Raw genomic sequence first — 11,353 nt, forward strand, 5'->3', positions numbered from 1 at the left:
TTGGCGGGATTTTTTATAAGAAATTATGATACTGAAAGTGAATTAGTGGCATTGGCTAAATTAAACGCAAATGAGGCGAATAACAGGCAATGCGTTCATTTTCAACGGGAAGAAGATGACAGGAAGATGACGGCGGGGCGGGAAATAATCGACGATCGCCATCAGGAGTGAGAACGCTCTCTGATGGCGATGTTAATTGATGTGATTTATTTGTTTAAATTTTGTTTGTTTTTACCGGGCAGATAATTATCGAAAAACCGTATCACGCGATCGCTGAACGACGTCATTAACAGCCAGGGCAATCCAATCAGCACCGTTGTCAGCGAACCGACCGCAATATCCGTGAACCAGTGGGCGCCGATCATTACGCGCGGAAAGGCAAAAACCACAAATATAATAAGGGCGATGAAACCTGCGACTTTTCCGAAATAACGCAGCATAAATGCGGAAAAAATAAGCAGCATCATTCCGTGATCGCCAGGGAAACTGTCTTTTGACGCATCCTTGGTGGGAATATGCAGGAGATCGCTGACGCGGTGAATATTTTCAAGCGTCAGCGTAGGGCTGGCGCGTTTGACCGGAATAAACGCCTGACCTAACTGATTCACCACAACCGCAGATAAAAGCATCACCAGGCCGATGATGATAATACGTCGACGGCCCGCCGGGGTCTCTTTTAACCAGAAGCTCAGCATCAGGCAGCCCATCGCCAGCAGCGCGCAACCATCAAACGCCCGGTTATTGGTGATCGCCACCAGCCAGAGAAATGCGCGGCTTTCAACCAGCTTCTGGTTAAAGAAGTGAAAAATGTTCGCGTCGAGAGGAGACCAGAATCCGTGATTGACTGGAATATACCACGACAAAAACAACGCCAGACCCGCAGCGTTAATCAGCAGTATGAGGGGATACCGGGTTTTCATTATCATCTCGCCATTCAGTAAAACGGAGGCAACCTTACGCGTCCTCGGCTAAACGAAGCTTCAACAATGCGGTCTGTAATGTATTCCAGTCTGTTTCGCGGTCTGAGATGAGTTCGATGCGGCTGTCCGGCGGCGCGACGTTTTGGGTCTCAATATGAAGATCGTCACCCTGACGATTAATACGCACCAGCCCCTCCTTAATGCGCATAACGCCTTTCACTCGTCCAACCGGCGCGAGGCGCGCCCATTCGAGCAGGCCGATGGTGTCGAACACGGTATCTGCATCAAAAATCCAGCCGCAGGCCTGATGTCCCTGGCCGCTGTTCAGGCTGCGACGCCAGCGCTGTTGCGCCGGCAGGCTAAGCGCGGCGAGCCCTTTTCTTTCGGCATGCTGGTGCGCGTGGGCGGCGCTGGCGGGCAGTTCCGCCAGATTCTGGCGCGGTAAATCCAGCAGCTGTTCGTTGATTTGCCCGTGGTCGGCATGAACCAGTTGACGATTGTCGCCGTACTGTTGCCACCAGGTTTGCAGGGCGCTTTCGCTTTCCGGCGTAGCGCGATCGGTTTTATTCGCGACGATGACATCGGCGGCAGCCAGCTGGTCGCGGAAGTTTTCGTTGGCGACGCTCTTTTCATCCAGCAGTAAACGCGGATCAAGGATGCACAGCGTGGCGCGCAGGTCGATCCACGGCTCGTAAACCGGCGCGGTTAACAAATCGAGGATCTGTTTCGGATGGCCAAGTCCTGTCGGTTCGATCAGTAAGCGGTCCGGCTTGCCCTGGCGCAGCAGGGTATTTAGCCCCACCTGCATTGGTAGTCCGTTCACGCAACACATGCAACCACCGGGGATCTCTTTCAGCAATGCGCCGCTGTCCGCAAGCAGTGCGCCGTCAATGCCCACTTCGCCAAATTCGTTGACCAGCACGGCCCATTTTTCCGCAGGATCTTTGTTGGCTAACAGATGAAGAATAGAGGTTGTTTTTCCACTGCCGAGAAAGCCGGTAATGAGGTTGGTTTTGGTCACGTCTGCTCCAGAATAATGATATGCCGTAACGGCTCATGCTAATCCTGGCGAAAAAAAACGAAAAAGAGAAGGGCAGAGCGGACGAAGAATTTTTTCGTCCGCTGGAAAGACAGAAATTGTTAATTTTTTAACGTATCAATGACCGCCTGATGCGCGCCATGTTGCGCAATGCGCCGCCAGGCTTGCTCAATGGCCTGCACAAACAGGGGATTTTTCACGAGATCCGTGCCGAAAACCTCCTGCAACGACAGCAGCGCGCTAACCCGCTCCGCGTCACTGCTGCTTTCAACAAGCAGGCGAATTTTTTCACTGAGCGGGTCCCGAATATCAATCGTTGCACCAGCGTCGTCCACGCCGCTGACGTAGCGCATCCAGCCTGCGACGCCCAGCGCCAGCAGCGGCCAGTCACTCCCACGCGCCAGATGTTCGCGAATGCCTTCCAGCATCCGCTGCGGTAATTTCTGGCTGCCGTCCATCGCGATTTGCCAGGTCCGGTGCTTCAGCGCCGGATTGGCGAAGCGTTCAATCAGGCTGGCGGCATAGCGGGATAAATCGACGTTGGTGATGCGCAATGTCGGCGCCTGTTCATTCATCATCAGGTGGTAAGCGGCCTCGCGAAACGCGCTGTCCTGCATACAATCGCTGATGTGCTGGAACCCGGCCAGATAGCCGAGATACGCAAGGAACGAATGGCTGCCGTTGAGCATGCGTAGTTTCATTTGCTCCCAGGGCAGCACGTCATCAACCATCTGCACGCCAGCGACTTCCCACTGCGGGCGGCCTGCCACAAAGTTATCTTCAATGACCCACTGTATAAACGGTTCGCAACTGATGGCGCAGGGATCGGCGACGCCCAGCTCGCGGGTAATTTCGTCCAGCGACTCCTCTGTGGCGGCAGGCACGATTCTGTCTACCATCGTTCCCGGGAAGCTGACGTGCTGCTGAATCCACGCCGCCAGCTCCGCCGCGCGTTTTTCCGCCATGCCCAGAACGGCGTTTTTAACCACATGGCCGTTATCCGGGATGTTATCGCAGGAGAGAACCGTGAAAGGCGACAACCCGCGCTCACGCCGACGATGCAGGGCCTCCACAAGAATCCCCGGCGCCGAGTGCGGCTCCGTGGGGTGTTGCATATCGTGAATAATGCGCGGGTTTGACACGTCGAGCGAACCGGTTGCCGGATCGATGCAATATCCTTTTTCGGTGATAGTGAGTGACACTATCGCCACCTGCGGCTCGCAAAACTTTTCGATAATAGCGGCAAGCGAATCCAGCTTTGCGTTCAGACACTCCTTGACCGCGCCGACGATAATCGCCTGATTGCCGTTCGCGCCTTTTTCCAGCACGGTGTACAAGTGATTCTGCTCGCGAAGCTGGCTCATCAGGCGATCGCCGCTGAACAGGCTGATCTCGCAGATCCCCCAGTCTCCGCCTTGCGCATTCAGCACTCTGTCGGTCAATAATGCCTGATGGGCGCGGTGAAACGCACCAAAACCGAAGTGCACAATCCGGGTTTGTAGTTGTTGTCGATCGTAGCGGGGCGTCAGTACGCCTTCCGGGAGTGGGGCAGAGGCAATAGTCTTCATTAAGAACACACCTGATTAACCATTAATTAACAATAGCAGTGTAAAGTTATATGACACCAAATTGAATTGGTATGCCGCATTTATCCGGGGATTGTGAGCTGGATCAATCAATCATGCGCCCTGCGTTGACCATTTACGCGATACCTGTATGGTAGTCATCACTCAGGTAAACTAATTTGGTATAACAACTTGTGAGGTGAAGCAATGGAACAAACCTGGCGTTGGTACGGGCCTAACGATCCGGTATCGCTTGATGATGTGCGTCAGGCTGGCGCAACGGGGGTTGTGACGGCATTGCACCACATTCCGAACGGTGATGTGTGGCCGGTTGAAGAGATTAAAAAGCGCCAGGCCATTCTGGCTGAGAAAGGGCTGACCTGGTCTGTTGTCGAAAGTATTCCGGTGCATGAAGAGATTAAAACCCGCTCCGGGCAGTACCAGACCTGGATTGCAAACTATCAGCAAAGCATCCGTAATCTGGCCGCCTGCGGTATTGATACCGTGTGCTACAACTTTATGCCGATTCTCGACTGGACGCGTACCGACCTTGAATATCCGTTGCCCGATGGTTCCAGAGCGCTGCGTTTCGATCAGATTGCCTTTGCGGCTTTCGAACTGCACATCCTGAAGCGTGACGGCGCGCAAGCGGACTACAGCGAAGAAGAACAGCGCCAGGCGCTGGACTACTTCAACGCCATGAGCGCTGCGGATATCGAAAAACTGACCCGGAATATTATCGCCGGGCTGCCTGGCGCTGAAGAGGGTTATACGCTGGATCAGTTCCGTGCGCGTCTGGCGGAATATAACGGTATCAGCAAAGAGGATTTACGCGAAAATATGGCGGTATTCCTGCGTGCGATTGTGCCGGTGGCAGAAGAAGTCGGCGTGCGCCTGGCGGTGCATCCTGACGATCCGCCGCGCCCCATCCTCGGCCTGCCGCGCATCGTTTCTACCATTGAAGATATGCAGTGGCTGAAAGAAACCGTAGACAGCATTAACAACGGGTTCACCATGTGTACCGGTTCGTACGGCGTACGCGCGGATAACGACCTGGTGAAAATGATCGAGACGTTTGGCGACCGCATTCACTTTACCCATTTACGCTCAACCTGCCGTGAAGATAACCCGAAAACCTTCCACGAAGGCGCGCATTTGCAAGGGGATGTCGATATGGTCGCGGTGATTACCGCAATTCTTACGGAAGAACAGCGTCGTAAGCTGGCAGGCGATCTGCGTCCGATCCCAATGCGCCCGGATCACGGTCATCAGATGCTTGACGATCTGCATAAGAAAACCAACCCCGGCTACTCCGCTATTGGTCGTCTGAAAGGGCTGGCGGAAATTCGTGGCGTTGAACTGGCGCTGAAAAAGACCCAGTTCCGCGATTTGCTGTAACACCTGTTGGTCATAAAAAAGGACAGCCCTGGCTGTCCTTTTTTGTTGGTGCGTCGGCAACGGGCGCTTAGTCCGCGCGGCCCATGTAGCGACGTTCTTCAATGTGAATACGGATTTTTTCACCGGCGCTCAGGTATTCCGGCACCTGAATCACCAGACCGGTGCTCAGCGTTGCGGGTTTGTTGCGGGCGCTGGCTGACGCGCCTTTAATGCCCGGTGCGGTTTCCACGATTTCCAGATCAACCGTCTGCGGCAGTTCGAGCGCCAGCAACTGACCGTCCCAGGTCAGCACCTGCATATCCGGCATTCCGCCTTCAGGAATAAACAGCAGCTCTTCTTCAATCTGATCTTTGGTGAAGGTATACGGGGTATAGTCTTCTTTATCCATGAACACATATTCGTTGCCGTCGATATAAGAGAAATCGACGCCACGGCGGCTCAGGGTGACGGTATCAACGATGTCGTCGCCTTTGAAACGCTCTTCGACTTTCAGACCCGTACGGACGTCGGAAAAACGCATTTTGTACAGCGTCGCGGCACCGCGGGCGGTCGGTGACTGAATATCAATATCTTTTACAATCAGCAGCTTGCCGTTGTAGTTCAGTACCATACCTTTTTTAATTTCGTTCGCTCTTGGCATCGAAAAAATCCTGTTGTAGAGAATGTCTAAAATATCGCGTCAAACTACTCGCGCCGGGCGATTCAGGCAAGTGGAATTCACATATCCCGGATGATTTTGTGTATACTGTTCGCCCACTTTCAGTCCGGTGGCTTACGAATAGAGAATACTGTATGGAATGCCGCCCGGATTGCGGAGCATGTTGCACCGCGCCTTCAATCTCCAGCCCCATTCCGGGTATGCCTGACGGTAAACCCGCAAACACGCCGTGTGTCCAGCTTGATGAACATCAACGCTGTAAGATCTTCGGTTCGCCGCTGCGTCCAAAGGTCTGCGCAGGCCTGCAACCCAGCGCCGATATGTGCGGTCAGACAAGGGCGCAGGCAATGATCTACCTCATTGAACTGGAAACGCTTACTGCGCCTTAAACGTCTTTAATGCGTGCCAGACAAACCATCGTCGCGAGGGCCATCACCAGCGCAAACCAGAATACGGCGTGGTAATTCCAGATTTCCGCCGCAATCCCCGCCAGCGATCCGGCGATAATCCAGCCTACGCGGATGGTATTGGTATACAGCGTGGTTGCTGAACCCGCCTGGCCGGGCATCAGATCCTGAAAATAGAGCATCCCGATGCCGCCGAGAATGCCGATGTAAATTGCGTTCAGCAACTGCAAGCCGAGCAGAACGACAGGCGAGTGCGCCAGCAGCATACCCGCGTAAAAGCAGAACCCCGCCACGATGGCGATCCGCATCAGCAGGCGTTTCCCCAGCCGTTTAGCAAAATAGCCTGCAATCAACATGGTGGGAATTTCCAGCCCGGCGGCAGTCCCCATCATGACGCCGGCAAGTTTTTCCGGCAGATGCAGTTCGTTAATGATAAACAGCGGCATATTAATGATATAGAGGCTGTTGGTTCCCCACATTAATGTGCAGATAACAAAGAGCAGCAGCGTATCGCGGCGATTACGGCGCGGCGCTTCAAGGGTTCCGGCAGCAAGCGGCGCATCTTTACGCATTGACGGTAAAAACAGCCAGACCATTACGCCACAGACGACAAACGCCGCCGCCGCGCTCAGGTACATCACGGTAAAGCTGAACCCCATCGCCAGCGCATAGGCCAGCGGCGGCCCGATCACCCACGCCAGCGAAACCTGGGCGCGCAATATCGAGCTGAACATCACGGCTTCGCGACCGGTGCGATCGGCATGTTCGCGGGCAAGGGCGAACATTTGCGGGTTCGCGGTCGAACCAAAACTACTCAGGAAAACGCCGACGAACAGCAAAATAAAATAGTTGCGGTTCCAGGCAAACAGCACGCAGGCCAACATGCCCAGCACACAGCAAAAAACGATCAGGCTTTTGCGATCGCCTTTTTTGTCGGAGCGCCCGGCCAGAAACTGGCTCACCAGAATGCCGATAACGGCGCTGCCGGTAAAAAAGAAGCCAACCATCCCCGGACGAGCGTGTACTTCATCCGTCAGAAAAAGACTGAGCGTCGGCGTCTGTAACGCACCGGCGATACCCGTCAGAAATGCGACGAGCAGGAATGCCGAAGACGTCAAATCAAACGTTTTTGGTGTGGCGGCAACGGGGGTGTTATGCATGTTTCTGTATCAGTGGTGTGAAGAGACGCGGAGTTTACGCTGCTCGTCAGGAAATAAACAGGTGCCCAAATCAAAATCGCCACAAAAAATCAAAATAGCATTTCAGTCTATGAAGGGAAGATGCTGACGGTGCTGAAACAGATCGTTTTACGGGCAATTCATTTCAGCATTTATTACCTGCCTGAATGAAAAGTGTGCTTTATCTCTAAATTCTGTCATCAATTTTACGACTTTACTTGCGTGCTGAAGCAGAAAGCGCAAGACTTCTTGAAACGTTTCAGCGCTATTTTGTTTTTGGTTACAAGTCAGATTAGCGCCTTTTTTCTCATGTTAGCTGAATCGTTTCAGGTTCAGCAGGAGAGGAGAACTATGTTCCAGTTATCGGTTCAGGACATTCATCCGGGCGAACAGGCCGGAAACAAAGAAGAGGCCATTCGTCAGGTTGCCGCTGCGTTAGTGCAGGCGGGCAACGTCGCAGACGGCTACGTCGACGGCATGCTGGCGCGTGAGCAACAGACATCCACTTTCCTTGGCAACGGTATCGCCATTCCGCACGGAACGACCGACACGCGCGATCAGGTGCTGAAAACTGGCGTGCAGGTGTTCCAGTTTCCGCAGGGCGTAACCTGGGGCGAAGGGCAAGTGGCCTATGTGGCGATTGGTATTGCCGCCAGCTCCGATGAGCATCTCGGGTTGCTGCGTCAGCTGACGCACGTATTAAGCGATGACGCTGTGGCTGAACAGCTGAAATCCGCCACGACGGCAGAAGAACTGCGCGCGTTGCTGATGGGTGAAAAGCAGAGCGAACAGCTGAAGCTGGATAACGACACCCTGACGCTGGATGTGACGGCCAGCGACCTGGTGACGCTACAGGCGCTGAACGCCGCGCGCCTGAAAGAAGCAGGCGCTGTGGATGCCGCGTTTGTCGCCAGAACCATCAATGAACAGCCGATGAATCTCGGCCAGGGCATCTGGCTGAACGACAGCGCGGACGGCAACCTGCGCAGCGCTATCGCTGTGAGCCGTGCGGCTACGGCGTTTGACGTAGAGGGCGAAGCGGCTGCGCTGCTGGTGACCGTCGCGATGAATGACGATCAGCCCGTCGCCGTGCTGAAGCGCCTTGGCGATCTGCTGCTGAACAATAAAGCTGACCGTTTGCTGAAAGCGGATGCCGCCACCGTGCTGGCGCTGCTGACCAGTGATGAAGCATTGACTGACGACGTGCTGAGCGCCGAATTTGTCGTGCGCAATGAGCATGGCTTACACGCCCGTCCGGGCACCATGCTGGTGAATACCATTAAACAATTTAATAGCGAAATTACCGTGGCAAACCTTGATGGAACCGGAAAACCGGCAAATGGACGCAGTTTGATGAAAGTGGTGGCGTTAGGCGTGAAGAAAGGCCATCGCCTGCGCTTTACGGCGCAGGGCGAAGATGCTGAACAGGCGCTGAAAGCGATTGGCGACGCCATTGCCGCTGGTCTTGGGGAGGGCGCGTAATGAGCAGACGTGTTGCTACTATCACCCTTAATCCGGCATACGACCTGGTCGGTTTCTGCCCGGAGATTGAACGCGGCGAAGTGAACCTGGTGAAAACCACGGGTCTGCATGCGGCGGGTAAAGGCATCAACGTTGCCAGGGTTCTGAAAGATTTAGGTATTGATGTCACGGTTGGCGGTTTCCTGGGTAAAGACAACCAGGACGGTTTCCAGCAGTTGTTCAGCGAGCTGGGCATTGCCAACCGTTTTCAGGTGGTGCAGGGGCGCACCCGCATCAACGTTAAGCTGACGGAAAAAGACGGTGAAGTGACCGACTTTAACTTCTCCGGTTTTGACGTGACTCCGGCTGACTGGGAACGTTTTGTGAACGATTCGCTGAGCTGGCTGGGTCAGTTCGATATGGTCTGCGTCAGCGGCAGCTTGCCGACAGGCGTCAGCCCGGAAGCGTTTACCGACTGGATGACGCGTCTGCGTAGCCAGTGCCCATGCATTATCTTTGATAGTAGTCGTGAAGCGTTGGTGGCGGGTCTGAAAGCGGCGCCGTGGCTGGTGAAACCGAACCGTCGTGAATTAGAAATCTGGGCAGGCCGTAAGCTGCCGGAAATGAAAGATGTGATCGACGCGGCGCACGCCCTGCGTGAGCAAGGTATTGCGCATGTGGTGATCTCTCTCGGTGCGGAAGGGGCGCTGTGGGTGAACGCATCCGGCGAATGGATCGCGAAGCCACCGTCCGTTGATGTGGTGAGTACCGTAGGTGCAGGGGATTCTATGGTTGGCGGTCTGATTTACGGCCTGCTGATGCGTGAATCCAGTGAACATACGTTGCGTCTGGCGACAGCCGTTGCCGCGCTTGCGGTAAGCCAGAGCAATGTGGGCATTACCGATCGTCCTCAGTTGGCCGCAATGATGGCGCGCGTCGACTTAAAACCGTTTAACTGACAGCAGGAGAGGCATAATGAAAACGCTGCTGATTATTGACGCCAATCTCGGCCAGGCTCGCGCTTACATGGCGAAGACCCTGCTCGGCGCGGCGGCACATAAAGCAAATCTGGAAATTATCGACAATCCGAATGACGCAGAGTTGGCCATTGTGTTGGCTGACGCTGTGCCGAACGACAGCGCGCTGAACGGTAAGAAAGTCTGGCTGGGCGATATTGCCCGTGCCGTGGCGCACCCGGAACTGTTCCTCAATGAAGCGAAAGGACACGCGACGCCATACAGCGCGCCGACAGCGGTTGCCGCCCCGGTAGCGGCCAGCGGCCCGAAACGCGTCGTGGCGGTGACGGCGTGTCCGACAGGCGTTGCGCATACCTTTATGGCGGCTGAAGCGATTGAAACCGAAGCGAAAAAACGTGGTTGGTGGGTGAAGGTCGAAACCCGTGGCTCCGTGGGCGCAGGCAATGCCATCACGCCGGAAGAGGTTGCGGAAGCGGATCTGGTGATCGTGGCGGCTGACATCGAAGTGGATCTGGCGAAGTTTGCCGGAAAACCGATGTACCGTACGTCAACCGGCCTGGCGCTGAAGAAAACCGCGCAGGAACTGGACAAAGCCGTAGCGGAAGCGACGCCGTATGCGCCTACGGGCAAAGCGCAGGCCGCCGCGACAGAAGGAAAAAAAGAGAGCGCTGGCGCATATCGCCATCTGCTGACGGGCGTTTCCTACATGCTGCCAATGGTGGTTGCAGGTGGGTTGTGTATCGCGCTCTCCTTTGCGTTTGGTATTGAGGCGTTTAAAGAAGAAGGTACGCTGGCTGCGGCGCTGATGCAGATCGGCGGCGGTTCCGCCTTCGCGCTAATGGTGCCAGTGCTGGCGGGATATATCGCGTTTTCCATCGCGGATCGTCCAGGCCTGACGCCGGGTCTTATCGGCGGTATGCTGGCGGTGAGCACCGGATCTGGCTTTATCGGCGGTATTATCGCGGGCTTCCTGGCCGGTTATGTCGCGAAACTTATCAGCACTAAACTGAAACTTCCGCAGAGTATGGAAGCGCTGAAACCGATCCTGATCATTCCACTGATTTCCAGTCTGATTGTCGGTCTGGCGATGATTTACCTTATCGGTAAACCGGTTGCCGGCATTCTGGAAGGGCTGACTCACTGGCTGCAAACGATGGGGACGGCGAATGCGGTACTGCTGGGCGCGATCCTCGGCGGTATGATGTGTACTGATATGGGCGGCCCGGTTAACAAAGCGGCGTATGCGTTCGGTGTTGGTCTGCTGAGTACCCAGACTTATGCGCCGATGGCGGCCATTATGGCGGCAGGCATGGTTCCTCCGCTGGCTCTTGGGCTGGCAACTCTGGTTGCGCGTCGTAAGTTTGACAAGGCGCAGCAGGAAGGGGGCAAAGCCGCGCTGGTGCTGGGGCTGTGCTTCATTACCGAAGGCGCGATCCCGTTTGCGGCGCGCGACCCGATGCGTGTCCTGCCATGCTGTATCGTCGGCGGCGCGCTGACAGGCGCAATCTCAATGTGGGTTGGCGCGAAACTGATGGCGCCGCACGGCGGTCTGTTTGTGCTGCTGATTCCTGGCGCGATTACACCGGTGCTGGGCTATCTGCTGGCGATTGTTGCGGGTACGCTGGTTGCCGGTCTGGCCTATGCGTTCCTGAAACGCCCGGAAGCTGAAGTTATCGCGAAAGCGGCATAATGTAAAACCTTGTGCCGGATGGCGGCGTGAGCGCCTTATCCGGCCTGCGGATACCGATCC

At 55.3% G+C, this 11,353-nt stretch carries 10 protein-coding genes; 5 read left to right on the forward strand and 5 right to left on the reverse strand.

The genetic code is table 11. From position 1 onward, the window contains the following. Positions 1–206: 206 nt before the first annotated feature. The 3 genes from FD428_RS07465 to FD428_RS07475 form a co-directional block, all read right to left on the reverse strand. Complete coding sequence (locus FD428_RS07465) at positions 207–926, reverse strand: phosphatase PAP2 family protein (protein ID WP_047462461.1); 720 nt, start codon at positions 924–926, stop codon at positions 207–209. A gap of 28 nt (positions 927–954) precedes the next feature. Then, positions 955–1,941 carry a GTP-binding protein gene (locus tag FD428_RS07470; RefSeq protein WP_047462464.1) on the reverse strand — a complete coding sequence of 329 codons (987 nt, stop codon included), beginning with the start codon at positions 1,939–1,941 and terminating at the stop codon, positions 955–957. Positions 1,942–2,060: 119 nt separating this feature from the next. Further along, positions 2,061–3,527 carry a mannitol dehydrogenase family protein gene (locus FD428_RS07475; RefSeq protein WP_114848225.1) on the reverse strand — a complete coding sequence of 489 codons (1,467 nt, stop codon included), beginning with the start codon at positions 3,525–3,527 and terminating at the stop codon, positions 2,061–2,063. Between the two features lie 204 nt (positions 3,528–3,731). Here FD428_RS07475 and uxuA point away from each other — a divergent pair, with 204 nt between their 5' ends. Next, positions 3,732–4,922 carry a mannonate dehydratase gene (uxuA, locus tag FD428_RS07480; RefSeq protein ID WP_012131587.1) on the forward strand — a complete coding sequence of 397 codons (1,191 nt, stop codon included), beginning with the start codon at positions 3,732–3,734 and terminating at the stop codon, positions 4,920–4,922. A 67-nt stretch (positions 4,923–4,989) separates the two neighbouring features. On the opposite strand, the gene yeiP is transcribed toward uxuA, so the two are convergent. Further along, positions 4,990–5,562, reverse strand: coding sequence for an elongation factor P-like protein YeiP (yeiP, locus tag FD428_RS07485; protein ID WP_012131588.1), 573 nt, complete (start codon positions 5,560–5,562; stop codon positions 4,990–4,992). 152 nt (positions 5,563–5,714) lie between these two features. Here yeiP and FD428_RS07490 point away from each other — a divergent pair, with 152 nt between their 5' ends. Next, entirely contained in the window at positions 5,715–5,969 is a 255-nt protein-coding gene (locus FD428_RS07490) for a YkgJ family cysteine cluster protein (protein WP_024130170.1), read from the forward strand. Here FD428_RS07490 and setB read toward each other — a convergent pair. Then, a complete protein-coding gene (gene setB, locus FD428_RS07495) occupies positions 5,966–7,147 on the reverse strand; it encodes a sugar efflux transporter SetB (protein WP_047462472.1) in 1,182 nt (393 codons plus the stop codon). The two genes, FD428_RS07490 and setB, sit on opposite strands and share 4 nt — an antisense overlap. A gap of 369 nt (positions 7,148–7,516) precedes the next feature. Here setB and fruB point away from each other — a divergent pair, with 369 nt between their 5' ends. From fruB to fruA, 3 genes are read left to right on the forward strand one after another with little or no spacing between them, the layout of a single operon-like run. After that, positions 7,517–8,647: a fused PTS fructose transporter subunit IIA/HPr protein gene (gene fruB / locus FD428_RS07500; RefSeq protein WP_110494021.1), complete on the forward strand. Its 1,131-nt coding sequence runs from the start codon at positions 7,517–7,519 to the stop codon at positions 8,645–8,647. Continuing rightward, positions 8,647–9,585: a 1-phosphofructokinase gene (gene fruK, locus FD428_RS07505; protein WP_012131592.1), complete on the forward strand. Its 939-nt coding sequence runs from the start codon at positions 8,647–8,649 to the stop codon at positions 9,583–9,585. The genes fruB and fruK overlap by 1 nt, the downstream gene beginning before the upstream one ends. A gap of 16 nt (positions 9,586–9,601) precedes the next feature. Continuing rightward, entirely contained in the window at positions 9,602–11,293 is a 1,692-nt protein-coding gene (gene fruA / locus FD428_RS07510) for a PTS fructose transporter subunit IIBC (RefSeq protein WP_104868440.1), read from the forward strand. The last annotated feature ends 60 nt before the right edge of the window (positions 11,294–11,353 follow it).

Origin of the sequence: Citrobacter sp. TBCP-5362 (assembly GCF_005406305.1) — a bacterium.
GTDB lineage: Bacteria > Pseudomonadota > Gammaproteobacteria > Enterobacterales > Enterobacteriaceae > Citrobacter_B > Citrobacter_B koseri.